General features: G+C 59.4%; 16 protein-coding genes and 1 pseudogene. 11 read left to right on the top strand and 6 right to left on the bottom strand.

Translation table 11 applies throughout. The features are described 5' to 3' along the window. Positions 1 to 187: 187 nt before the first annotated feature. From ACEN84_RS03320 to ACEN84_RS03295, 6 genes are all read left to right on the top strand, one after another. Positions 188 to 1846, top strand: a complete 1659-nt coding sequence (locus ACEN84_RS03320) for a glycoside hydrolase family 13 protein (protein WP_413708627.1) — start codon at positions 188 to 190, stop codon at positions 1844 to 1846. A gap of 89 nt (positions 1847 to 1935) precedes the next feature. Beyond that, on the top strand, positions 1936 to 3837 hold the full coding sequence (treZ, locus tag ACEN84_RS03315; RefSeq protein WP_413708626.1) for a malto-oligosyltrehalose trehalohydrolase: 1902 nt from the start codon (positions 1936 to 1938) through the stop codon (positions 3835 to 3837). Between the two features lie 2789 nt (positions 3838 to 6626). Further along, the gene (repA, locus tag ACEN84_RS03310) at positions 6627 to 7820 is read left to right on the top strand and encodes a plasmid partitioning protein RepA (protein WP_112717235.1); all 1194 of its coding nucleotides are present in this window, start codon (positions 6627 to 6629) and stop codon (positions 7818 to 7820) included. A 4-nt stretch (positions 7821 to 7824) separates the two neighbouring features. Beyond that, positions 7825 to 8826, top strand: coding sequence for a plasmid partitioning protein RepB (repB, locus tag ACEN84_RS03305; RefSeq protein WP_413708625.1), 1002 nt, complete (start codon positions 7825 to 7827; stop codon positions 8824 to 8826). 153 nt (positions 8827 to 8979) lie between these two features. After that, entirely contained in the window at positions 8980 to 10197 is a 1218-nt protein-coding gene (gene repC, locus ACEN84_RS03300; RefSeq protein WP_413708624.1) for a plasmid replication protein RepC, read from the top strand. A gap of 702 nt (positions 10198 to 10899) precedes the next feature. Next, a complete protein-coding gene (locus ACEN84_RS03295; protein WP_413708623.1) occupies positions 10900 to 11154 on the top strand; it encodes a DUF2934 domain-containing protein in 255 nt (84 codons plus the stop codon). Positions 11155 to 11211: 57 nt separating this feature from the next. Here ACEN84_RS03295 and ACEN84_RS03290 read toward each other — a convergent pair whose 3' ends face one another. Together ACEN84_RS03290 and ACEN84_RS03285 are read right to left on the bottom strand one after the other, a co-directional pair. After that, positions 11212 to 11586 (bottom strand): GFA family protein, encoded by a 375-nt coding sequence (locus ACEN84_RS03290; RefSeq protein WP_112717243.1) that lies wholly within the window; start codon positions 11584 to 11586, stop codon positions 11212 to 11214. Then, positions 11583 to 11843, bottom strand: coding sequence for a DUF2188 domain-containing protein (locus ACEN84_RS03285; RefSeq protein ID WP_112717245.1), 261 nt, complete (start codon positions 11841 to 11843; stop codon positions 11583 to 11585). Before ACEN84_RS03285 ends, ACEN84_RS03290 begins: the two co-directional genes overlap by 4 nt. 1536 nt (positions 11844 to 13379) lie before the next feature. Between ACEN84_RS03285 and ACEN84_RS03280 the strand changes: the two genes are divergently transcribed. Continuing rightward, on the top strand, positions 13380 to 16172 hold the full coding sequence (locus tag ACEN84_RS03280) for a PAS domain-containing protein (protein ID WP_413708622.1): 2793 nt from the start codon (positions 13380 to 13382) through the stop codon (positions 16170 to 16172). Beyond that, positions 16165 to 16533: a response regulator gene (locus ACEN84_RS03275; protein WP_413708621.1), complete on the top strand. Its 369-nt coding sequence runs from the start codon at positions 16165 to 16167 to the stop codon at positions 16531 to 16533. Before ACEN84_RS03280 ends, ACEN84_RS03275 begins: the two co-directional genes overlap by 8 nt. 487 nt (positions 16534 to 17020) lie before the next feature. Here ACEN84_RS03275 and ACEN84_RS03270 read toward each other — a convergent pair whose 3' ends face one another. From ACEN84_RS03270 to ACEN84_RS03260, 3 genes are all read right to left on the bottom strand, one after another. After that, on the bottom strand, positions 17021 to 17287 hold the full coding sequence (locus tag ACEN84_RS03270; protein ID WP_413708620.1) for a hypothetical protein: 267 nt from the start codon (positions 17285 to 17287) through the stop codon (positions 17021 to 17023). Between the two features lie 571 nt (positions 17288 to 17858). After that, positions 17859 to 18161 carry a putative quinol monooxygenase gene (locus ACEN84_RS03265; RefSeq protein ID WP_203431392.1) on the bottom strand — a complete coding sequence of 101 codons (303 nt, stop codon included), beginning with the start codon at positions 18159 to 18161 and terminating at the stop codon, positions 17859 to 17861. A 68-nt stretch (positions 18162 to 18229) separates the two neighbouring features. Then, complete coding sequence (locus tag ACEN84_RS03260; RefSeq protein WP_413708619.1) at positions 18230 to 19246, bottom strand: NADP-dependent oxidoreductase; 1017 nt, start codon at positions 19244 to 19246, stop codon at positions 18230 to 18232. Positions 19247 to 19334: 88 nt separating this feature from the next. Here ACEN84_RS03260 and ACEN84_RS03255 point away from each other — a divergent pair, with 88 nt between their 5' ends. Continuing rightward, positions 19335 to 20237: a LysR substrate-binding domain-containing protein gene (locus tag ACEN84_RS03255; RefSeq protein ID WP_413709033.1), complete on the top strand. Its 903-nt coding sequence runs from the start codon at positions 19335 to 19337 to the stop codon at positions 20235 to 20237. Between the two features lie 473 nt (positions 20238 to 20710). On the opposite strand, the gene ACEN84_RS03250 is transcribed toward ACEN84_RS03255, so the two are convergent. Beyond that, positions 20711 to 21343 carry a hypothetical protein gene (locus ACEN84_RS03250; protein WP_413708618.1) on the bottom strand — a complete coding sequence of 211 codons (633 nt, stop codon included), beginning with the start codon at positions 21341 to 21343 and terminating at the stop codon, positions 20711 to 20713. A 461-nt stretch (positions 21344 to 21804) separates the two neighbouring features. On the opposite strand from ACEN84_RS03250, the pseudogene ACEN84_RS03245 reads away from it, so the two are divergent. After that, a pseudogene (locus ACEN84_RS03245) lies at positions 21805 to 22230 on the top strand (DNA-binding protein); the annotation flags it as partial. 260 nt (positions 22231 to 22490) lie between these two features. Next, positions 22491 to 23681 (top strand): DUF932 domain-containing protein, encoded by a 1191-nt coding sequence (locus tag ACEN84_RS03240; protein ID WP_413708617.1) that lies wholly within the window; start codon positions 22491 to 22493, stop codon positions 23679 to 23681. The last annotated feature ends 622 nt before the right edge of the window (positions 23682 to 24303 follow it).

The following is a 24303-nucleotide window of genomic DNA, read 5'->3' as shown; positions in this document are numbered from 1 at the left end:
AGACGTTCCTTTTTGCCCGCAGATGCAAGGTGCCACCTTCGTAGGTTCTTGAAATAAACCCGTTTATGCGATCTCGCATAAAGAATGCTGGCGGCAAAACGGTGGGCAAGGTTTTGCCGGAATAGCCGGAACCTTCTTCGCGTCTGATCTTTGTTCAGCAATTACTCTGACACCGCGGGGATCTTCCATGGCCGACGACAGCAAACGGACCGAAAGGTGGTGGGAACGCAAGACAATCTACCAGATTTATCCACGCAGCTTTGCCGATAGCAATGGTGACGGCGTCGGCGACCTCGGCGGCATCATTTCCAGGCTCGAATATCTCAAGACACTGGGTATCGAGATCATATGGCTTTCCCCGATCTACACGTCGCCGATGGACGATAACGGCTATGACATCTCCAACTACACCGACATCGCCCCGGAATATGGCACGCTCGCAGATTTCGACCGGCTCGTCAGTGAGGCGCGGCGCCGCGGCATCGGTATTGTACTGGATCTGGTCGTCAACCACACCTCTGATGAACACCCATGGTTTGTTGAAGCGAGGAAATCGGTCGATAATCGCTTCCGTGATTTCTACATCTGGAGAAAGCCCCGGCCGGATGGCAGCGCTCCGAATTCCCTGACCTCGTCTTTCGGCGGCCCCGCCTGGACACTCGATCCCGCAACCGGCGAATACTATCTTCATCTCTTCTCACGGCGGCAACCCGACCTGAACTGGGAAAATCCGCAAGTCCGTAACGAGATCTACAAGATGATGAACTGGTGGCTTGACCGCGGCATTGCGGGCTTCCGCATGGACGTCATCGATTATATCGGCAAGCAGGTGGATCGCGAAGTCGTCACAGACGGACCGCATTTGCACACTTATCTGCAGGAAATGCGCCGCCAGACCTTTGCGGATCGCGATATATTGACGGTCGGCGAAGCATGGAGCGCAACACCCGGCTCCGCGCTTCTTTACTCCGGCCGGGACCGCAATGAACTTTCGATGGTTTTCCAGTTCGAGCATGTAACGCAGCAATGGGATGAGGTCTACGGCAAGTGGCGCTCGCGGCCGTTCGATCTGATCAGGCTGAAATCCGTTCTCAACAAATGGCAATATGCGCTGGCCGACGACGGTTGGAATTCCCTTTTCTGGGGCAATCACGACCTGCCGCGGGCTGTGTCGAAATATGGAGACGTCAAAGGCTATCCGGTCGAATCGGCCAAGATGCTGGCAACGGTTCTGCATCTGATGAAAGGAACGCCCTTTGTCTATCAGGGCGAGGAAATCGGCATGACCAACGTGCCGTTTTCGAAGATCGAACAGTATCGGGACATCGAAACCCTCAACATGCACCGTCTGCACCTGGAAGCCGGCCTTTCGCCCGAAGACTTCATCAAGGGTGCCAACGAAAATGGCCGCGACAATGCCCGCACGCCGATGCAGTGGACGCCTGAGGCCAATGCCGGCTTCACCACTGGCATCCCCTGGATTGAAATCAATGAGAACTACACGGTGATCAACGCGGAACAGGCTATTTCTGATGAACACTCCATCTGGAACCACTATCGAAAGCTGATCGCGCTTAGGAAAAACAGTCCCATCGTCGTACACGGGCGCTACCAGTCCTACTTGGACCATCACCCTGATGTATTCGTCTATTCGCGCAGGCTCGGCGATGAGTTCATGGTGGTGGTCGCCAGTTTTTCCGCCCGCATCATAACCGTCGAACTGCCGGAAGAGCTGCTCGTCTCCGGTCAATGCCTGATCAGCAATTATGCGCCCGTCACACGGTTAGCCGGTGTCGTCGAACTCCAGCCATATGAGGCCTTTGCCATTCTTGTCATGCGAACCTAGGCGAATGGAACAATGACCGGGCAACATGGTTACGACCATCGCCCGCGCATGGCTGTCGATGCACGTGGTCCATTGTTGGAGGGTGAAGTATGAGCGCCAATCAAGACGTCTTGGCAGGTAACGAAAAGATCGGTGAAAACCGACGATATCCGATCGGCGCTGAACCGATCGGCGCGTGCGTGTCCTTTCGCGTATGGGCACCGGCACAGGACAGGATGACAATTGTGCTTGACGAGGGACAGACGTTCGACATGCGTCGTCAGCATGACGGTTACTTCCAAATCGAAGTCGATAACCTCAGGCCGGGCGCCCTTTACCGCTTCAAGCTGGGAAGCTGTGACCAACTTGCCCCAGATCCGGCGTCGCGGTTTCAACCCGACGGGCCCACCGGTCCATCGATGGTCGTCGATCCGGGAGACTTTGACTGGCATGATCACGAATGGACGGGCCTCAGCCCAGGCGGTCAGGTGCTCTATGAAATGCATATTGGAACGTTCACGGCTGAGGGAAGCTATCGGGCAGCGGCCGAGAAGCTTCCCTTCCTCAAAGAACTCGGCATCACCTGCCTGGAGCTGATGCCGGTCAATGAATTTTGCGGATCGTTCGGATGGGGCTACGACGGCGTTCTGGCCTATGCCCCGACACGCCTATACGGATCGCCCGATGACTTGCGCTTCTTCGTCGAGACGGCCCACAAACACGGAATTGGGGTTATTCTGGATGTCGTCTATAACCATTTTGGTGCCGGCGACCGGTTTAAGGATTTTTCGCCGGACTATTTCACGGATCGCTACGCCAACGAGTGGGGCAGTTCGATCAATTTCGACGGTCCCAACAGTGCCGGTGCGCGCGAATATTTCGCGAAAAATGCTGCCTATTGGATCGATGAATTTCATTTCGATGGTTTGCGATTGGATGCGACGCAGGCGCTCTTCGATGAAGGCGACGAGCATATATTGGAGGTGATTGCTCGGGAGGCGCGCCGAGCCGGCGAAGGCAAGTCGATATACCTCGTGGCGGAGAACGAGCCTCAGCAGACCCGTCTGGTGCGCAGCCTGGAACAGGGCGGTTACGGTCTCGATGCGCTTTGGAATGACGATTTCCACCACTCCGCGACAGTCGCGCTGACCGGACGCAATGAAGCCTATTACCACGACCATCAGGGCTGCGCACAAGAATTCGTTTCTGCTGCGAAGTACGGCTATCTCTTTCAGGGTCAACGATATGATTGGCAGGACGCGCCACGAGGGCAGCCAGGCTTCGACCTGCGTCCCAGCGCTTTTGTCCATTTTCTGCAAAACCACGACCAGATCGCCAATTCCGGCAGGGGCGTCCGTATGGACAAGCTTGCGTCACCCGCAAGGGTCCGCGCGATGACGGCGCTGCTCCTTTTGGGTCCGCAGACGCCGATGCTATTTCAGGGCCAGGAGTTCGGCTCCTCAAGTCCGTTCCTTTACTTCGCCGACCAGTCGGGCGAACTCGCGAACCTTGTGCGCAACGGGCGGATCGACTTCCTCAGACAGTTTCCGAGCTTACAGGACAATAGCTTCGTCGAATGGATGCCCGATCCGGCTCAACCCAGCACTTTTGACCGCTCGAAACTCAACTGGTCGGAGGTCGACGCCAGCGGGCATGTCATAGCGTTGCACCGGGATCTCATTGCCCTGCGTCAGCAGACGCCAGCAATAGCCGGCAACGGCGACGTCGATGGAAGCGTTCTTGCTCAGTCGGCTTTCCTGTTGCGGTTTTTTTCCCCGGACCCGTTGGACGAGAGACTGCTGATCGTTAACTTGGGCCAGGATCTCCCGGTCATGAGCCGTGCAGATCCGCTTTTGGCGGCGCCTTCGGGAACACGATGGTCAGTGGGGTGGGCGAGCGAAGAGTTTGTCTACGGCGGATCCGGCAGAAGGCCGATCGACCTGCTGCATCGCTGGACCTTATGCGCAGACAGCGCCGTATTGTTTCGCCCTGTCGCGGTGGCGCCACGATAAGACAGCCGACAGTACTATCAGCCGAGTGGCATGCCCCTCGCCTGAGGGAGCCCGCGAAAACCGCATGGGCGGGCGCCCCCTCCTCACGTGTGACTGAAGTCTCGGCTGACGGCCCTACTTCGCCTCTGTCCACTCGATCGTCAGCGCGCGGGCAAGCTCCGAGAGGGGAGGGAAAAACCAGCCGCATAACTCGCTTGCCACTATCTACCGCCCGGGGTCTTTTGTGAAAGTGCTTGTGCTCCGCATAATCCCCATCTGCTGTTCTCAGCTCACGCCTGCACGACAGCTGGATTCTGATCCTGCGCTGCCCAGTTTATTCTACTATTAACCATCTGAAGAAATGACATTATTTTCAGTGCCGGAAGCAATATCGGCCTTTTCTTCCGCTGCCCGTACAGCCTACGTAGCCACTATTTCCGGGCCCTGGAAGTCGATCGCTGCAGAGTACTCCGCATGGCATCCGGCGCACGTGGCCAACCAGTCTGGCGCCTGGCAAACATACCCGTTGGCGACGGGTTTATCAAGCCGAACCGCCTCTAACATAGGGCCAATGTTCGCAATTTCCGATCCACGCGTTGCCAAGGATAGCTCCCGACCCAATGGCGTCAGCAGGATTGCGGTGCCGGTCGCGAAAGATAGGCGACGTCTTCGGACGGCACGCAACGCGACTATGGCGACCTCGCCGCGGGCGTCTGCCATGAAGACCTGTGGAGGAATGGGTTCGAGATCCCGGGCAAAGTCCTAGCCCAAATTGGCTTTGCGCGCAGATCAACAGGGGGAAGCAACAGGGCCGGTGCCGGGCGGCGTTGCGATCAAAAGGCAGATATTGGTGTCATCGACGAACCAAGCCGGAGGCCTTCCAAGAAGAAAATCGAGCGTCCGCCAGATGTTTCCCGCGGGCAACCCTGTTAGGCAGCGCCGCCAGGAGTTAAGTGACCTCGGAATTGTCAATGACAAGCGGCATGTCCTTGGCATTCGAACCGACCGGGCAGGGATAAGAGCGACGGGGCGGCCTGCCGGGCACCAGCAGATTGACGTGATGCTTCGGAGCAGCATGAATCAAACCGCAGCCCCCCGTGCCGAGGCACCCCTTACGGGCCGTGGCGGGACGTTACGCGCGGGACCCTGCCTCAGCCCCCGCGCTGCACGCCGTGATCGCATCACGGATGCCAAACAGTGCAGGATGCGCCGCAGGATCTCCTATCGCGGCTTATTCCAAGGCCGGACGCCCCGCGCAGCAAATCCCCTCCCCTGAATGTTCATCCAGCGCAGCTCGTCAACCCCGAGCGGGCATTGGCATCCGCCGGAAGGCTCTGGATCTGCTATCCAGCTACGAGCATCGGTCTGGTCTGATGCGAACCGATCCTCGCGTCGATGCCAGGGGAGCCCCCTCGCCGGTCTCACGCGCCCTCTGTTTTCTGGCACGGCGCAGGAAAACCGCAGCGCTACGTCGGAAACGTCAACGGGCTTATGGCGGCGCGCATGAGACAGGAAGAAGCTTCGGCGCGCATGGCGATCGCAACTGGACCCCGACAAGCGCCGGCGCGGAAGAGATCGCATCCTGAGTTGCGCCGGTGTGTACGGCCTATTGTGGGTGTCGCATCGGCAAGATGAGCGCAATCACTGGGGCACTGGAGTTGTCCGCGGACAACTGTTGTGCTGCTCTACATCTTGGCGGGTGGACATCGGCGCTGACAGTCCACCAGCGCTCGCAAGGGTGGGAACGGGCGAGCAATCTTCCCGACATGTCGGCTTCCAAAGGTGCCGGGACCGTTTCGAGCGTGACCTTCTTCCGGCAAGCTCAGAGCGCTAGCCGAGGTTTGCCACAGGGGCGGGTTGGCCGGCTGGTAGAAAACAAGCCGCGCGATCACCTATCCGCCTCGATACAACACTCCCAACGCGAACCGACGTCTCATTAAGGTCGCGCGTTCGCAATCGCCTGACGCTGGGATGCGTCGCTCCCAATCCCTTGCTGGCGATTGACACGGACCGCTGCTGCATCCAGCGCGTGATGGAGATCGTTGGCGCGGCTTATCTTCACCATCTTTAGGTGGCTACCCCACGCAAGGCGCCGCCACCAACCATTGTCATACTGTCTGACTGGAAGCCCTTCTGGGACGCATCTCAAATTGGACTGCGCACCACAATCCGGAACATTGACGGAGCGGCGAGAGCGGTGCCCGTTTGAAGCTGTAAGGCTCCAGGTTCGAATGATGCGATGTGCTGTCGCCGCCTATCAATTTCGTGGGACAAGGCCGCGGGTGAGAGCCGCACCGCCGCGCCGACGTCGCGACGCACAGCACTCAGCGCCACACATCGGCCACGACAGGACCAACCCAATGCAGTTGAAAGGTCCTGCCGACCGCCGGGCAGAACTGACTACAAGCTCAGCGGCAATATCGTTGATCCTGACTGGCATGCTCGCCATGCCTGGCACCAGCGTTCGCCGCCCGTGTGGGACCGGCCCTTTCTGCAAGGCGAACTGGACAGGAGTCTCGCGGCCCACCGCAACATTGATGAACGGGGTGCATCGCCGCTGGCGCCGGCTGGAACGGACCTGTCGCAGAGTTTCCGCTTCACGGCGGCCGCGGACAACCCGCCGAGTTGTCCGCGGACAACTCGCAAATCAGGGCGTGGCGAACACCGTTTCTTGGCCCGAAGGGCCCATCAAATCGGCTCTCCACAGGTCATGGTTAAGCGTTTGTAAATTGGTAACGAATCGGAGCATACTCTAACTGCGCAGTTTTCCACCCTATTCGAACATTTGCGCAGTTGATTGGAAAAACACTATGCAGCCGAGTCTCGCCCTTCAGGATGATCAAGAGCACCTCCCCTCGCTTCTGGCAACAGATGCGCAGGAACTCTCATACCAGCTTCAGCAGCACCAGGCGAAGATCTTTTCGCCGCTGGCACGCAAGACCCTGCGGACATTCTCGCCGGCCGAAGCGGCAAGCTTCATCGGCATCGGCGAGGGCTACCTGCGCCAGATTGCAGCCGAGGGCCACGGCCCCGATCCCCTGGCCAATGGCCGCCGCCTCTACAGCGCCGAAGACATGGATCGTATTCGCCATGCGCTCGACCAGCGCAACGGCAACACCAAATATATCCCCGCCCGCAAGGCCTCCGAGAAACTTCAGGTGGTCTCGGTCATGAACTTCAAGGGCGGATCGGGCAAGACAACCACCGCCGCGCATCTGGCGCAATATCTGGCACTACGAGGTTACCGTGTTCTGGCGATCGACCTCGACCCGCAAGCGTCGATGTCGGCGCTGTTTGGTCATCAGCCCGAGTTGGATGTCGGCGAGGGGGAAACCCTCCATGGCGCTATCCGCTACGAGGATCCGCGGCCAATCGCCGAAATCGTTCGCGCGACCTATACGCCGAACCTCCATCTTATTCCGGGCAATCTCGAACTGATGGAATTCGAGCACGAGACGCCGCGCGCGATGGCATCGGGCAACGCCGAGACGATGTTCTTTGCCCGTATCGGCGAAGCACTGACGGACATCGAAAGCCACTATGATCTGGTGATTATCGATTGCCCGCCGCAACTCGGATTTTTGACGATGTCAGCCCTTTGCGCGGCGACGTCGGTATTGATCACCGTTCACCCCCAGATGCTCGACGTCATGTCGATGTCGCAGTTCCTGACGATGACGAGCGAGCTGATGTCCGTGGTCGAAAGGGCAGGGGGCCGCACAAGCTACGACTGGATGCGGTATCTCGTGACCCGCTTCGAGCCCAATGATGGACCGCAGAGCCAGATGACCGGTTTCATGCGCGCGATCTTCGGCAATCGCATGCTTCACAATGCGATGCTCAAATCGACGGCTGTCTCCGATGCCGGCGTAACGAAGCAGACACTCTATGAGGTGGACCGCGCGCAATTTACTCGCGGCACCTACGATCGTGCACTGGATTCCCTCAATCTCGTCAACAGCGAAATCGAGGCCCACATCCGGTCGACCTGGGGAAGGAGGTAAGTGAATGTCGAGAAAGAACCTGCTTGAGATTTCAAGCCCGAACGGGGAACGCCCCGAACCGGCACCTCATCGTGACAGCCGGCCATTGGCCGGCCTTGCTCCGACGGTCCGCTCAGGCTCACCTGTCGGGGGCATTACCAAGACCCTCGGAAACATAACCGAGAAGATGGAGCGCGCCACCGACCTTGAAAGGCAGCTGGCACAGGGACAGACAATCGTCGAGATCGATCCGGCTCTCGTTGACGCCTCATTCGTTGCCGATCGACTTGAAATCGATCCCGTTGAACTTGCACAACTCGTCGAACAGATTCGCGAACACGGGCAGCAAGTTCCGGTTCTGCTCAGGCCGCATCCCGAGGCCAAATCGAGATACCAGGTCGCCTATGGTCATCGTCGTTTGGCGGCAACGCGAATGCTCGGCATCAAGGTCCGTGCCGTCATTCGCGAACTGACCGACGAACAGCTGGTGGTCAGCCAAGGCCAGGAAAACAGCGCCCGCACTAACCTGTCATTCATCGAGCGGGCATTGTTTGCTGCACGCCTGGAGGAACGCGGCTTCGGTCGCGACGTGATCATGGCGTCTCTCGGCGTCGACAAGGCTGCGCTGTCCAAGATGATGTCGGTCATTTCTCAGGTTCCGATGGCCGTCCTTACGGCAATCGGCGCTGCTCCAGATGTCGGCCGGCGACGCTGGGCAGAGCTGGCAGAAAGACTGACCCCAAGCAGTTGCGAGACCATTGCGACCGAGTTGTCCGCGGACAACTGGCGTGCCTTGAGCAGTCCGGAACGGTTCCAAAGAGCTCTCGAAATTGCACAGAACAAGGAGCAGCGTACTCTTTCGGCCGCCTCCAACGCAGAAATTCCAGGCCTGCCCGTCACCCTGAAGACGTCAGCAAAGAGTGCCACCTTTGTCTTCAACAACAAGGCCGCACCTGGATTCGACCGATTTGTGCAGGAGAGGCTTTCGCAGCTCTTCGCCGAATACCAACAGCAACAAGGAGCGTAACGCGCAAAAGAAAAAGGCCCCCAAACGTCGCCGTCGTGGAAGCCCTTCTCGATCTTAAGCAAATCAAGAATCGCATTTCCCCGAATCACAGTCAAGAGTCTTGGCGCCATTTTGGTGAGCGGATTTCTTTTGCCTCAACGTAGGTGAAAGAAAATGGATACGACATACGTGACGACGCCTGTTGGGCGGCGGCCGATGACGCTTGCCATGATGTTGGCACAGCACAAGGCCGGTACCTTGCCAAAGGACCACCGGCGCAACAAGTGGAAGCTCTTCAGATCGGTCTGCGAGGCACGCCGTGATCTCTGCGTGAGCGACCGGGCGCTGACGGTTCTTGATGCCTTGCTGACGTTTTTGCCTGATGATGAGCTGTCCGGCAGTGCCTCCCTCGTTGTGTTTCCGTCGAATGTTCAGCTCTCTATCCGGGCCCGGGGCATGACGCCAGCGACCCTACGCCGGCATCTGGCTATGCTCGTTGGCGCCGGACTGATTGCCCGCAAGGACAGTCCCAATGGAAAGCGCTATGCCCGCCGGGGAAAGGGCGGGGAAATCGATGAGGCCTTCGGTTTCAACCTCGCCCCGCTGCTTGCCCGCGCCGATGAGATCGAAGCTATCGCCCAACGTCTCCGCCTCGAGCGGGAACACCTGCGCCTTGCCAAGGAACGTCTTTCGATCTGCCGCCGTGATATCGGCAAACTGATTGCTGCAGCTACGCTTGAGGAAGTCCCCGGTGACTGGACATCGCTTTTTGGGGCGTTCCGCCGCGTTGTCGATGAATTGCCTCGCCAGGCCACTCTCCTGGAGGTCGAGGCTGCATTGCGTCAACTCGAAGATATTCGCTCCGGTGTCGTCAACCAATTGGAAAATCATGTAAAAGCACAAAATACAGGCGCCAATGAATCGCAGAGTGAGCGCCACATACAGGATTCAGATCCAGAATCCCTTTTTGAAATTGAAGCCGCAAATCACGACGGAGAAATCCAGCAGCGAGGTCCGGAGACCTTCGTCACTCAGACGGGGGGCGGAGAATATGCAACGTCAGCCGTCAATCTCGGCGCTGTCCTGAAGGCATGCCCGCAAGTGAACTCCTATGGCCCGAACGGAGCCGTCCGAAACTGGCAGGATCTCGCTGCTGCAACAGAGATCGTGCGCACCATGCTTGGCATCAGTCGTTCGGCCTATCATGATGCGGTCCTCGCTATGGGTGCCGAAGGGGCGGCAATCGTTACGGCGTGCATTCTTGAAGGCGCAGAGCGGATAAACTCGCCGGGTGGATACCTGCGCAGCCTCACCCTTCGAGCGCGGCATCGCTCCTTCCAGCCGGGCCCCATGCTCCAGGCACTGTTGCGAGGTAGCCGTCAGAACAGTTGAAAGTCGCAATGCAAACCGTAAGGCCCGATGGTGAAAGCCCATGCAAACTAAAAAGCAGTCCTACACCTTGAGGAAGGGATGACGGAAACTAAGATCCATTTCACTTCTTCTCACGGCAAGATATGTTTTGTTTTCAGAAGGCTACCCCTACGCTGCAGATATTTCTGAAGCGTTCCTCAACCTGAAAAGCAACGCGATGATGCTTCCACCGGGCCCAACGGCGCTAGGGCACGTTTGCTGGCCACAAACGGGAACTTCAATTGACGTCGTTTCTGGGCGGTAATGAGGACGATTATGGAAAAGACATCGGGAGGCCGCGCCCAGATAGTCGACGAGCAGGATCACGAAGTCCACTGCAACGCGAAGAAAGAAGGTGTTTAAACGACGCCGTGAAGCTCGGCAATTCCCGCAAAAAGTGGATCCAACTAGGCAAGTAGGGGAACTCAGTACGCAATCGGACTGATCGATTCGCTCGTTGGCGCGTTACTCTGCCGGAGAACGCAACCATGACGGACGGAATTAGCAAACGCAGGAATGCCACGACGGCGGCCAATCGGCTTGCTGCGAGCGAGTGTACGAATTCACCCGCCGTGAAGCGCTGGCAGAAGAGCGTCGACGGCGCGACGAGATGAGGGAACGTTCGAAAAGGCTCGCCTTAAGGCGCAGGAGCAGGCCGCTAATCATAAGCCCCAGGAGGCAATCATGGACGACGACATTCGAAAGGACGCGTACAAGCGGTGGGAGGACGAAGGTCGCCCTGAAGGCCAGCACGAGAGACATTGGCGCGAGGCCGAAGAGGCCCACCGGTCGAACTCGAGCGGGACACCCCAGACCTGGTCTTCGGACCAAGACGCCGGGGTCGTACCGCCGGACCGAAGCGAGACTTCCTCGGACGCAATCCGTTCGAACGAGCCGGGAAGCTTCAAGCCGGGCGAACTCGCTTCCGAAAACAAGTGAATTTATCCGGCAACTGGAAGCCACGATAATCGATCCTTGTCATACGCACACTACCGGTTATGGTCGATCTTCGTCATATTGCTCTGCCCCCGCGATCGGCGCTAGCCAGGGTTCCCGGCGTTTTACCCAAAGTTCGTACGCAGGCCTTAGCGGCGTCGGCGCGTCGGACAGAATGCCGAGCTTGACCTCGGCCTCCTGTTCGTTGGCCGAGAACAGCCGCGACCCGCATTTTGGGCAAAATGATCGACCGCGAAACTCACGTGTTTCGCCTTTCAATTCGAACCCGCTCGCGGGCCACACGCCGAAGAACGTGAACGCCGATCCGCTTTCTTGACGACAGTCGGTGCAATGACAGATGCCGGTGCGCAGGGCTTCGCCGCGCACCGCAACCTTCACATCGCCACAAGAGCAGGAACCGACCAGCGTTCTCATGCCGACTTCTCCGCTGCATCATCGACGACGTCGGTCTCCGGACGGTCTCCGCCAGATGCATGCTCGGTCTGCCAGCGTCCGTCCGCAAGCTGATATGAAATCTCGGCGTCGCGGCCTTCCAGGTGCTGTCGCTCTGCAGCAGATCTTGCCGCGGCAAGCGCCGCATCATGGTCGGCAAAGGACTCGGACCACACCTCGCCTAGTCGATACGCGAAACCTCCGTCGTGCTCTGCGACATGATAGGTGATCTTGCTCATGTGTCATCCTCTTGAGACTATCAAAGAAAGCGCTCGGTTCGCTTAGCATAACGAGCGTAGTCAAATGGGCGTCCTTGATCGGCGCTATCAAGGCTGCGGTGGCAGTTGCCAAGTCTTCGACGCTGTAATTCTTCCCAAGGAAGCGTCGAAGGCGTCCACCAAGTCGTTCTTCTGCACCTTGCGTCCGGGATAGGGGCACATCTGATTCACTCTGTGCTCCATATGGCGAGAAACGTGTCCGACAAGATCCAGTTCCGCTTTAGCTCCATATCGGCGATGAGCTTAATGCGAGCCCTCGTCCGTTTTATCCTCCAAGGTCCTCCTCAGCGGCGTCTAAAGTGGCTCGGGGTCTGGCCGAGCACGACAGTGGACGGACGTCAAGACAGCGCCTACTCGGGCAGTCCCTCGACGAAAGGAAGGCCCTTCGCAGGTTCTCTCGTCGCGAGTATGGCTGGCCGCCATTCATGTCCCGCATCCTATGTCGGGTGGCACTGCTAATGGATGATCCAATTTAGCGCGGGTGAAAACACTGGCGCTAATTTTTCGTCTTGATGGAACCCGACAAGGCCCACACTCGTTTGTGCCTTGAACGTCATCGCTTTAACCCAGCACGCACGTTCAAGGCTGACTGCAATTAGCCAAAAAGGCCACCGTCGCATCGCCCGCCACGGTGGCTTTTTTATGCGTGGGACTGCCCGGCGAGGGTTAGGTTAAACGAGCACCCCCACGCGATAACGGGGCTGCAATCGCCACGTCGGAAACTTAGGTGAGGTCATCGCCGGACCGCAGGGAGAAAACGATGACCTCCTCCTAAATGAGGCCTGCGTCGCCATTACCCGCGTGCGAGTTAGCCAAGCCGGAACAGTGCTGCTGCCGGGAGGTCCTGAGAAAAGAGAAAAGCGGCAGATGTCATGCTGATCGAGCAGCACGACAAGAGTTTATCATCGGCGCGGCGAGAAACGATAGCGAACGCATCGCACGCGCGATGCCATCGATTTCTGTGGAACGATATAAGAACATCAGCAACAAGCTGGTGCTAAACAAGACTTTTTCAAAATACGAGCGAACAGCCGGTGCACGAACCGTAAATATCCACAGAACACGCACCGTGCACTGCGTTTGAAAAGTAATATGATATCTCGGATTATCGTTCCGCGGGGGGTGTCCTAGCATCACCTTCAATTCGTCGGCGAGTGTATCCAAATTATTCCCGAATTCGTCGCGGACGATGGGGAGGACCTTGCCCGCGTCTTAAATAGAAGCGCGCCTGGAGGCGGGCCTCTTGCGACCGAACTGGCGTCCAAGGTGGTGCCCGTTGCTCCCGGATGCCATGGCCCGCTTTTAGCACTTTTTGAGGCGGCCTATTGCAATTGCCGCAAGGCAGCCGTGCTCTACCTGTTCAAGCTGAACAAATGCATGCGTTGGAATTCAGTCCTCCGCATGGCCTCTGCCACGACGTAGTCGAACCGTCAGCAGCCCGCCGGCCTTTCACCTCGGGGCAGGACGGAGGTTCGCTAAGCAAGGAGGAGACGCGCGATGGGCGATCACTCGGACGGCAATGACCGCCAGCGGGCGCTTGCCGACTTCGGAGACTTTGTGCTCGATCACGACGATCTCGACGAGATTTTGACCGAAGGATGCAGGCTCGTCGCCGCGGCGCTTGGAGCAGATCTCGCAAAAATTATGGAGATCGAGCGAGGAAGCAACACTGCGATCGTGCGTGCCGGCGTCGGGTGGCACGACGGCGTCATTGGAAGAGCACGGGTTGACCTTAACGATCGGTCCTCGGAGGCCTACGCCATCGAGGAGTCTCAACCGGTGATCACCAACGACATCTTTGACGAAAGTCGCTTCGTTTTCCCGAGATTTCTGCGTGATCACGGGGTCGTGGCGCTGGTCAACGTTCCGATTCTCCTCCCCGGCCGCAAGCCTTTCGGCATCCTGCAGGTGGACGCCCGCCATCCCCGCAGCTTCGATAGAGCCGACATCGAGTTCCTGAAGACATATGCAATGGTGCTCGGACCGGTGATCGACCGTCTCCAGACCGTGGCAGAGCTCAGGGCCACCGACAAGCGTCTTCGCCTGGTTGTGGACAACGCACGTGCATACGTCCTGATTGTTAGCGACGCCGATGACAAGATTACCGACTGGCTGGGTGGCTCCGAGCAAATTCTTGGTTGGACAGCCGCAGAAGCCGTAGGGCAGGGTGCCGACATGATCTTCACGGAGGACGACCGGGCCAACGGGGTTCCCGAACGCGAACTCGCCAACGCACGCGAATGCGGGCACTCCGCCGACATCCGCTGGCATCTTCGCAAGGATGGCTCGAAAGTCTTTCTGGATGGCCAGACCATCGCTCTTCGCGACGTGAGTGATACGCTTAAAGGCTACTACAAGATCGGTCAGGATCAGACAGAGCGAAAGCGCAATGAAGATCAACAGGCGTTCCTCCTGGAGCTGTCGGATTCGCTTCGGTCGCTTTCGACGGTCGAGGAAATCGCGCTTGAAGCGGCGCAGCGCCTCGGCCCTGTCTTGAACGTGCATCGCGTTATCTACGGTGCCATCAACGATAGCGAAATGAACGTTTCGGCCGAATATACTGCCGGTGTCCGATCGCTCCTCGGCCGTCACCACCTGACTTCTTTGGGCGCGGAATTCCTCGGCCGATACAAGGCGGGTAACCTTGTGACGTCGAATGACGTCGCCGCGGAAGCCGGTATCAACGCTGCGGGCAAGGAAAGCCTCCTGAACAGACAGGTGGCGGCGTTCGCCGATCTCGTCATTTTCGACGATGGTTCGATCGTGAACTTTCTCGGTGTGCAGAGCGCATCGCCGAGAACTTGGAGCAGTCTTGATCAATTCATCATCCGCGAGGTCGGCGAACGCCTCCGCGCCGCCATAGATCGGGCGAGGGCGGAAGGCGGACGTCGGGAAAGCGAGGCTCGTCTGCGTCAGTTCGGTGAAGCGTCGTCGGACGTCATATGGATACGCGACGCCGAGACCCTGCAATGGGAGTATCTAAGCCCGGCTTTCGAGACGGTGTACGGCATTGCCGTCGAGAAGGCGCTCACAGCCGACAACATCGACAGCTGGCGTGAGATGATTGTTGAAAGCGACCGCGAACGCGTCATCGATCATCTCGATCGGGTTCGCGCAGGCGACGAACGAAGCGTCGACTTCAGAATCCGAAGACGGGACGGCGAAATACGCTGGCTGCGCGACGCCAGCTTTCCGATCCGAAGTTCGGACGGGCGAGTGCAGAGGATCGGCGGTATCCGGCGTGACGTCACCCAATCCAAGCTTGCCGAAGAGCGGCTCGTCCAAAGCGAGGAGAGGCTCAGCAGCGCTGTGGAGGTCGGAAAGCTCGGGCTCTGGGACTGGGACGTCCGAACCGGCGCCATTCACTGGTCGGACGAGCACTTCCGCATGGAAGGATACGAGGTCGGCGAAATCACGCCCAGCTACGATGCGTGGGTGTCGCGCATACATCCGGATGACAGGTCTGCGGCGGAGGAAGCCATCCGAAGGTCGATGGAGGGCCGGGAGGAATTCGCTCACGAGTTTCGAACCGTTCATCCTGACGGCTCCGTCCACTGGCTGTCCGGACGCGGAAAGTTCTTCTACGACGACGCCCGCCGGCCGCTGCGCATGGTCGGCGCAATGGTCGAGACAACTGAGCGACGCGCCTGGGAGGAACGCCAGAAGGTGCTTGTCGCCGAACTGCAGCACCGGACGCGAAATCTCATCGCCGTCGTCCGCTCGGTGGCGGAGAATACAGCCCGATCCAGCATCGATCTGGCTGACTTCCGTGTCCGCTATCGCGACCGTCTTGACGCCTTGGCGCGCGTGCAAGGTCTTCTATCCCGGCTGAAGGACGACGTCGATCGCGTCACGTTCGATGATCTGATCGATATGGAACTTTCGGCAGTCGGCGCAAGTTCCGAGCGCACAACCGTAGAAGGGCCAGCTGGAGTAAGGCTTCGATCCTCGACGGTTCAGACGCTCGCCATGGCCATCCACGAGCTGGCCACCAATGCGGTCAAGTATGGTGCTCTCGGGCGGCCCAGCGGGAGATTGTCAGTCACGTGGTCGCTCGATCCCGACGAAGATGATGGAAGGCGGTGGCTCCACATCAACTGGGCGGAGAGCGGTGTAGACATGTCTGCGGCAGGCAGCGTGCCGCGGGGGACAGGTCAAGGCCGTGAATTGATCGAAAAGGCGCTGCCCTATCAACTTGGTGCGCGGACGGCCTACAGCCTCGGCGCCGGTGGTATTCACTGCACCATATCAATTCCGGTGTCCAACCGCTTGGAGGATCCCCATGATTGATCTTGGCGTGCCAACCAGCCAGATTCTCGTCGTTGAGGACGAGTACATGCTTGCCACCGAAATGAGCAGCGAGCTTTCGGCAGCGGGTGCAGTCGTCGTTGGGCCTGTTCCGACCGTCGAGCAAGCAACCGCTCTAACCCAGGAGAGTGGCGCTATCGATGGAGCAATCCTGGACGTCAATCTTGGTGGCGAACTGGTGTACCCCGTCGCGGATCTGCTCGCGCGGAGCGGAATTCCGTTCGTCGTTGTCACCGGATACGAGACGTCCGCGCTTCCGCAAGAGTATGCCGCCGTGCCGTGTATCATGAAGCCGGTAAACATGGCAGAAGCGATCCGTGCCTTGGGGCGGGCAGGAGGCTAATGATTGCAAAGAAGCAAGGTCTAAACTTGCCTTCCACCTTTGTATTATAGCCACCGCTCCTGCGAGATCATCGCTATGTTCATGCCTGGAACCGTCGTTAGGAGTGCTTGAGGCGGTCCGGCGCCTGCGCCCTGCAAGTCGTGGGCGATGATGAACCTCGCACGAACTCCGGATTTATTCGGTGCCGACTCGGCAAAATCGACCTTTCGCCATCAAAACCATTTCACGTCCGTTATGACCATTTGGGTTCGACAGTCCCGATCCGTCTGTTTCCTGACAAGATCGACGGATCTGGCCCAGTAGCTGGCGTTTTACGGCGTCGGCACCGATGTTCTGCGCGCTCAATGGCCGCCATCATACGGATCTTGCAATCAGACGTATGGACGCCAGGTTTCCCCTATCGTCAGCGGTCACAGCAGCGCCGGATTAACAAATGCGACGTCAGGATCACGCGCAAGCCACAGCCCACTGCCGCGGACGATCTGGTTCAGTGCGAGCCATGACCTCGCCCCGCACTGCCGTCGCCCCGTTGCTGCGCCAATACGTCTGACATGGCGTTTTGATGATCAAGCAGATAGCGCTCGACATCGCCCGCACAGGCGTCCTTTATCTCGGCTATGCTGAAACCTTCGGCCACGCCCGCTTCGACCAGCGCTTTCGCCTGGTCCCGAAAGTCGGATTTTTCTGCGTGGTGGCCGGACAGATCGACAATCTCCTGAACGCGGTCGTCAAGCCAGTCTATGATATTCACCATGACCTCCTCCCGATGATGAGTCTCCAGGGAGATAGGGAGACCTCCTATCACGACAAGACGGTGTTGCCTGCGTTCGTAGAGCTCATCGACGCGCAGCGACAGGCGCCGGCGTATCCCATATAAATCGGTTCGCGGCTGCGACATCTCATCCCTGCCGCAGAGCATTACATCTAACTTCCATGGCGTCAGAAACGCCCGGACGCTTATGTGGTATGTTCATGTGGGTATGTTTCTGCATGGAGGCAGCTATAGGCACCACCCGCTTGACGAGCCGTGAATTGAATCACGATGCCAGTTGTGAGGCGCTCGCGGTTGTAACCCGCAATATCCCAGATTTTGAAGAAGCCCGTGTTGTCCTCGATTCATGGAGCGTAACATTCGATACCCATCGAAACTGAGCGCAACTTCAGTCGCCGCCTTGAGGCAATGCAGATGTCTCGGCAGATGATGCTTGTCGGAGACAATCGGAAAATTGCGGCGAGGCTTTACGTTCTATCGATGTAAAGCGGACGGCGGCGTGGCGTGCGTCTGCCTCTCGGTGAAGCAGACAGGACTTTGGACCGGAACGGCATCAGCAATCCATGACGTCGCGTGCGTTACACCCATCATATTTTTGCAGTTCGCCCCGCATCCTGCCGCTCCACCGGCCGATAAACGCAATGGTATCAGCTGCCAGCAGATGAGCGGTCAACGCATTCTGGTCGACCCACCGTTCCGATATTAGCAGTCGCCCAGTGCGCGAACCGACCACGGCAGCATCATAGCTGATGCATCCGGGACGCCCGCGAGTGGTGGATGCCAGTACATTCAGTTCCGCCATGAATTGCGCCAGGTCGGCTGGATCGACATGCACGTAACCCGTAATGATCAGCATGAGAACTTTCTCCATCAAGAAGACCCGACCGGCCGCCCGCGGCGGCCAGGTGTTTGGTCAAGCGATGATCACGTGGCAACCAGCACGATCTTGCCCTGGATGCTTCCTGCAGACGCACGGCGGTGCGCTGCCGGTGCCTCGGCCAGGGCATAGGTGCTGTCGATCACCACCCGAACGGAGCCGTTATCAAGCAGACGGCCAGCGTCGGCCAGTTGCTTGCCGTTCGAGCGCACCTGCGTCGTCGAGACGGTGATCTTGCGCCGGGCGGCTTCCTCATGGCCTGAAAAGCCAAGCGGGTTGACGAGGAAGAGGGCGCCACCCGGCTTGATGGTGGAAAGGAAGCGTTCCATCTTCGCGCCACCGACGGCATCGAGCACCAGATCCGCATTCGCCACTGCCCTTTCGGCGGCCACCTTCGTGTAGTCGATGAAACCATCCGCGCCGAGGTCGGTCAGCAACGCCTCATGTTTGCCGGAAGCAACGGCAACCACCTTTGCTCCTTGCCATTTTGCGACCTGCACCGCGAGATGACCGACGCCGCCTCCGGCGCCGTTCACCAGCACTGTCTTGCTGGCGAGCGGCACCGGGGCATGGGGGAAGGACTGAAAAGGGTTCGGCGCATCATGACCAAGCTCGACCAGAAACTGCCAGGCTGTCAGCAGCGACATCGGCGCAGCCGCCGCCTGGATATGGTCGATCCCGGATGGTTTCAGCGCCAGGTCCGATGCCGGAACGCGAACATAGTCTGCGTAGGCGCTGCTTCCGGTCATCAAGTCGTGCGGGAACCGGACCATCGCGTAGACAGCGTCGCCCAAGTGGAACTGCGACACGTTTTCGCCGACAGCCGCAACCACGCCGGAAACGTCCGTGCCCAGGATCAGCGGAAAAGCCTGGCTGGGACGCCATTGCGGCGGCAGGGCGCGATAGCCGTCGCGCAGGTAGAGATCCGGCGGGTTGATGCTTGCGGCATGGACGCGAACGAGCACGTCGTCCGCCGAAATCGCCGGTCGGGGCGCATCCTCATAGAGAAGGACATCCGGTCCACCGAATTCGTGGATGCGCACGGCTTTCATCATTTTAGTCATCATCGCCTCACTGGTGCTTGTTTCCGCAAAAGAAATACGAGCATCTTTGCGAGTTGATAATGGCGGCGCTATTCGCTTTAATCATGCCATGAGGGAACAAATCGGAATTGACAGGCTGACCGGATTAATCGCTTTCGCGCGCGCCGGATCGCTTGGAAGCTACACCGCCGCCGCCCGCTCCCTGTCGGTCTCACCCTCGGCGGTCAGCAAGAGCATCCAGCGGCTGGAAAAGCAGTTCGGCGTTTCGCTGTTTACGCGCACAACCCGTTCTCTCACCCTGACGGCCGAGGGGCGCGACCTGCATGAGCGCGCGCTCAAGCTCTTGCACGACGCAGACGAGATCGAGCAGGCGGCAAGAGCAGCACGAACCGAGCCTACCGGCACTTTGCGGATCGCCGCCTCGTTGCCGATTGGCCTGCACATCATCGCACCGGCGCTGCCTGAATTTCGCAGGCTCCATCCAAAGGTGACCATCGATTTGCGTTTGAGCGATCAAATGGTCGATCTCGTCGAAGGCGGCTTCGACCTGGCGGTCCGCATCGGCGATCTTCCAGATTCCAGCCTGCTTTCACGCCAGCTCCTGCCATACAGGCTGTGCTGCTATGCCTCGCCACAATATCTGGCGGGGCGCAGTCCGCCGACCCGTCCCGACCAGTTGGAAGAACATGAGACTGTCAACCTTCGCTACCAGAACAGCGGCCAGTTGTTCCGTTGGCCATTTCTCGTCGGGGGCAGGGAAGTGGAGATCCTGCCGCCCTCCGGTATTATCGTCGATGCGAGCGAAGCTGTGCTTGCGGCGATCGCGGCCGGTGCCGGCATCGGAATGGCAACCAGCTTCATGGCCGGCGCCTGGGTCAGCCGCGGGGCGCTTGTCCCTGTCCTGGCTGACCACGCGGTGGAACGGCACAATATCACAGCGCTGTGGCCAGAAAGCCGCCGGTCCAATCCTGCCGTGCGCGCCTTCCTCGACACTCTCGTGGAGCTGTCGTGAAAAATCACTGTGACTCCCTGCGTCTGGTGTAAGCCGGCCCAACGCCTTCAAGGAGCATGTCGGACGCGGGCAGTCGGTCCCGCTTCTCCTGCGGACCGCTATGCTGAAGCTCCTACGGCTGCCCCGACACGCCCGACCTGCGTCGCGAATTCCCGCTTTCCCGCGCCGGAGGCACGGCGCGATGCTGAAAGCTCCGATACGCTTCATGTTTGTCGCAGGCTCGCCGAGCGAGCCGGCCGCTATTCGAAACCCGGTCATTTCCCCGCCCGAGCCGAGGTAAGACACCGCTCCGCTTTCGGACACAAGGGCGCATCTTGGTGATCCGAGTGGTAATGCCGGGACCGGGGAATGGCGCACCCTCATTGAACGCGACTGTACCGCCGCTCACCTGCCACGACCATCCGTGGCGCGTTCGAAGCAGGTGCTGGTTCAAGGGAAGCTTGACCATAAAACTTGAGCAGGCCGTCTTGCTCTCAGGCGCGCTCCTGGTTCAGGATTCGCAACGTCCGGATCTGGCTTGCCAGGGCGAGAAGCGCCTTCGCCACAGTCTCGTCCGACATCTCCTCGATATGCTGGGCGATGTCTTCGATGACCCGCCCGGTCGGCTCGTCCGACGGAGCAGGCTTGCCGGTCTTCAGCAATAAGCTGCGCAGCGCTCCTGACGCCGTCATGCCGCGTTCAAGAAGCCGTTTGCGCTCGGCAAGCGTCAGGGCCTGGACGGTATTTGCGGCGCGCACGAAGTCCGAAATCATCTGCGTTGTCAGCGTCACCGCGGATGGTCCTCCATCAGCCACTCGTCTTTCATCATCAACCCTCGACATGCCGTAATGTGCTTCGGCCGCCATCATCACGAGCTCGTCCCGCTGGGTCAATAGCGGTAAGAGGCGGCGCGATTTGTCAGGAAGGGCGAGCGCCACGCTAAGGTGGTTATTCACACCATGGGTTCTGATAATGAGGGATCGCACATCCGAACTGGTGAAACGGACGTCGAGCGCATCGGCGTAAAAGCTTGAAAGCCACTGAGCCCATGACGGAACTCCGCGATCGAGACCTTGCCGAAGGCTAGAAGACCGGGCCCCCAGCGCCGGTCGCTGACCCATCTTCACGGACGCTTGCGACAGAGGCACGTCGCGTGCAGGGACAGGTTGCCCACGATGCGTTTCCCGCAACCATCATCCGATCGCGTCCGACAGCATCAGTCAGGGTCCTGGTCGAGGTCTTTCTTGCGGCAGATCGAAAACGTCTTCCCGCAAAGTTCATCTTTGGGGCTGCGCCTTCTTTACCGAAGGAAACGGTCCTTTGCGAACGCCCTGAAGTCCAGGCCGACGTCTGCCCTCTGCGGTGTTCCGCAACAGGCAGAGAAGCCCGGACTCGGCCATTTCAACAATGGGCGAGCCACGCCGAATGGAGCGCGAAGAGAACGGTGGCGCTCAACAACTGAGCCGGCCAGGTTGTGCGCTGAAAGGTGCTCGAAGCGGCGTGTGACAGAGGGAGAGGAGGGAAGGGGTTTTGTAGCGGGTTGGGAGGCTGGAGAGAGTTTCTGGCCGGCTCGCGACGGAGAAACCGCATGGCTAAAGCAATCGAGAAGTTCACCCTCGGTGCAGCCCGAAATATTCCCTTCAACAAGCTGGTGCCCAGCCAGCAGAACGTCCACAAGATCAGAGCGGCCCTGTCGATCGAAGACTTGGCGCAAGACATCGCGATCGCGGATTGCTCACCAGCCTCAGCGTCCGGCCCGCACTCGACGGCGATGGCAACGAGACCGGCATCTAGCGCATTCCCGCCGCAGAGCGCGCTATCGCGTTCTCGAACGCTTGGTCCACGGAAGCGACTGACCAGAACCGCCAGCATTCCTCTCACCGTCAGCAGAGGCGACACCCACGAGGTCGAGTACCCGCTTGCTGAAGGCCTCCAGCGCATCGCCTTGCATCCGCTCGATCAGTTTCCCGGCCTTGCAGGTCTCGCGCAGGGCCTCGGCGAGGACGAGATCGCCGACCATGCGTGCATTGGCGGGAACGAGGCGGATCAGTCTCGGTCGGTTCACCAGCATCACAAAAGCCTGACCCGATCGCGGTGCGGTCGGGTCTTCTGAGCGATGGTTTTCCAGCATGATCGCCAGCGCAAAATTCGCCGCGGCTTTTGGCGATCCGGCTTGCCGCATCGCCGGCCGACACATGGCTAAGCTTTTTTCGAAAACACCCCTCAACCTCGCCCGGCCATCGCGCCGGGTTTTACGTTTATGGAGACAAATCGATGCACATCCTGCCTTCCAACATCCAAACCGCCTCTTCCGCTTTCAAGGTCGATATCTCCCGCGGCATGCGGATCGGCCGCGTTTCGTCCGAATGGTTCTCACGGCCCGACGACGAACGCTTCCTGTCGCTGAGCGATCTCTATGACACCGTTCGATCCCGCGCTGAGCACGCCCATGCCCGGACGATCGAAAGCGCTGCGATCCGGGTCGAAGCAACCCGCGACAATGCTGAGCGGCTTGCGCTTCTTGTTCCCGGCCAGCGCCAGCCGATCGCGCCGACCCACTGGAGCTTCGGCCAGCTCTGCAGCCTGGTTGGCGCGCCCGCCACCTATATGCGCCAGCTTCCGGCGCCGCTTGCGGCGATCAATTTGCAGCATGGCCTGCTCAATCACCGCGCCGAGCTCGTCAAGACTTTGGAGATGGACGATGGCCGGCTGGAACTGCGAGCGGTGACCGGACCCGACTATGGCCGCATCTGGGACCATGAGCTGGTGTCGGCGGTAATGGAGATCGCGGGCAATGGAACTGGCGACACGATATGGAAAGTGCCGGGCATCCTGGATTGGGCGACGATGACCCACAATCCCTTCGTCGATATCACCAGGGATACGACGACGCTCTATGCCAGCGACCGTGACGTCTTCCTGTTTTTGGTGGACGACACCCATCCGATCGAAGCCGGGCGGTTGGCGAACGGCGAGCCGGATCTCTACTTCCGCGGCTTCTACGCCTGGAACTCCGAGGTTGGATCGAAGACGCTCGGCATTGCTTCATTCTATCTCCGCGCTGTCTGCGCCAACCGCAACCTCTGGGGGACTGAGAATTTTGAAGAGATCACCATTCGCCATTCGAAGTTTGCCGCCCAGCGCTTTGCCCATGAGGCGGCACCTGCGTTGACGAGCTTCGCGAACTCCTCGCCGGCGCCCTTCATCGCCGGCATCAAGTCAGCCCGCGAGCGGATCGTCGCGCGCAAGGACGAGGATCGCGAGACCTTCCTGCGCCGCCGCGGCTTTTCCAAAGCCGAGTCCGGCAAGGTGATCGAAATGGTGCTGTCTGAGGAGGGCAGGCCACCGGAATCGATCTTCGATTTCGTCCAGGGCATCACCGCGCTTGCTCGCACCAGGACCAATCAGGACACGCGTCTCGATCTCGAAGGCAAGGCCAGGAAGCTGCTCGAAAGCGCTGCCTGACAGGTTGGCGCGCCTGGCCCACAGATCCGGCGCGCCTGCCAACCCCTCGTCATCTCAGAGCCCGGTCAGGCGCCGGGCCTCTTTGTCTGGGCCACCCTGTGCGTGATGGGCTATCCCCGATCATGCCGGGGCAATCTTCGGCACCCCGCTGTGCGCTTCGCAGCCGATGGGAATCTCGATCTTCTGGAACGCCTCGATGGGTCGACACGCCTTAGGTGCTTTGCGGCGTCGGCTGCAGTTACGGCAAACACGTCTTTGCGTCTTTGGCCATCTTCCCGATGCCCACCCCTCTGACCTCCACCGCCCGACGCCGATGATCCCATCGGCTTTATGGGCAGCCCGACACGCTAAGCGCCGGTGATCATCGGCGCTCCTTGCTGGCGATCGCCGATCCCTCCTTGGCTGCCCGATGACACTTGTCCAGCCCATCCGGCCGGGCGCCGAGCCAGGTCGCTCTTTCTCGCTTCAGGAGAAACTTCGATGACAATCCTCTCGCACCCACACCCCCTTTCCCCCGTTCCGCGGGTTGTCAGGTCCGGCCTTCACGCGCCTCTCGCGGCTGAAGAAACCCAATCGTTTCTGCAGCGGAGTCGCGTCGTTGCTGGAGACAGCCTTGGCGCGA

This window comes from Rhizobium sp. Rhizsp82 (genome assembly GCF_047325115.1).
In the GTDB taxonomy this organism is placed as follows: Bacteria; Pseudomonadota; Alphaproteobacteria; order Rhizobiales; family Rhizobiaceae; genus Rhizobium.
This window is presented reverse-complemented; position numbering and strand designations above follow the sequence as displayed.

What these genes read in the sequence shown, in the direction of transcription:
- ACEN84_RS03320 (WP_413708627.1), top strand. Translation starts at nt 188, where the DNA reads ATGGCCGACGACAGCAAACGGACCGAAAGGTGGTGGGAACGCAAGACA.
- treZ (WP_413708626.1), top strand. Translation starts at nt 1,936, where the DNA reads ATGAGCGCCAATCAAGACGTCTTGGCAGGTAACGAAAAGATCGGTGAA.
- repA (WP_112717235.1), top strand. Translation starts at nt 6,627, where the DNA reads ATGCAGCCGAGTCTCGCCCTTCAGGATGATCAAGAGCACCTCCCCTCG.
- repB (WP_413708625.1), top strand. Translation starts at nt 7,825, where the DNA reads ATGTCGAGAAAGAACCTGCTTGAGATTTCAAGCCCGAACGGGGAACGC.
- repC (WP_413708624.1), top strand. Translation starts at nt 8,980, where the DNA reads ATGGATACGACATACGTGACGACGCCTGTTGGGCGGCGGCCGATGACG.
- ACEN84_RS03295 (WP_413708623.1), top strand. Translation starts at nt 10,900, where the DNA reads ATGGACGACGACATTCGAAAGGACGCGTACAAGCGGTGGGAGGACGAA.
- ACEN84_RS03290 (WP_112717243.1), bottom strand. Translation starts at nt 11,586, where the DNA reads ATGAGAACGCTGGTCGGTTCCTGCTCTTGTGGCGATGTGAAGGTTGCG.
- ACEN84_RS03285 (WP_112717245.1), bottom strand. Translation starts at nt 11,843, where the DNA reads ATGAGCAAGATCACCTATCATGTCGCAGAGCACGACGGAGGTTTCGCG.
- ACEN84_RS03280 (WP_413708622.1), top strand. Translation starts at nt 13,380, where the DNA reads ATGGGCGATCACTCGGACGGCAATGACCGCCAGCGGGCGCTTGCCGAC.
- ACEN84_RS03275 (WP_413708621.1), top strand. Translation starts at nt 16,165, where the DNA reads ATGATTGATCTTGGCGTGCCAACCAGCCAGATTCTCGTCGTTGAGGAC.
- ACEN84_RS03270 (WP_413708620.1), bottom strand. Translation starts at nt 17,287, where the DNA reads ATGGTGAATATCATAGACTGGCTTGACGACCGCGTTCAGGAGATTGTC.
- ACEN84_RS03265 (WP_203431392.1), bottom strand. Translation starts at nt 18,161, where the DNA reads ATGCTGATCATTACGGGTTACGTGCATGTCGATCCAGCCGACCTGGCG.
- ACEN84_RS03260 (WP_413708619.1), bottom strand. Translation starts at nt 19,246, where the DNA reads ATGACTAAAATGATGAAAGCCGTGCGCATCCACGAATTCGGTGGACCG.
- ACEN84_RS03255 (WP_413709033.1), top strand. Translation starts at nt 19,335, where the DNA reads ATGAGGGAACAAATCGGAATTGACAGGCTGACCGGATTAATCGCTTTC.
- ACEN84_RS03240 (WP_413708617.1), top strand. Translation starts at nt 22,491, where the DNA reads ATGCACATCCTGCCTTCCAACATCCAAACCGCCTCTTCCGCTTTCAAG.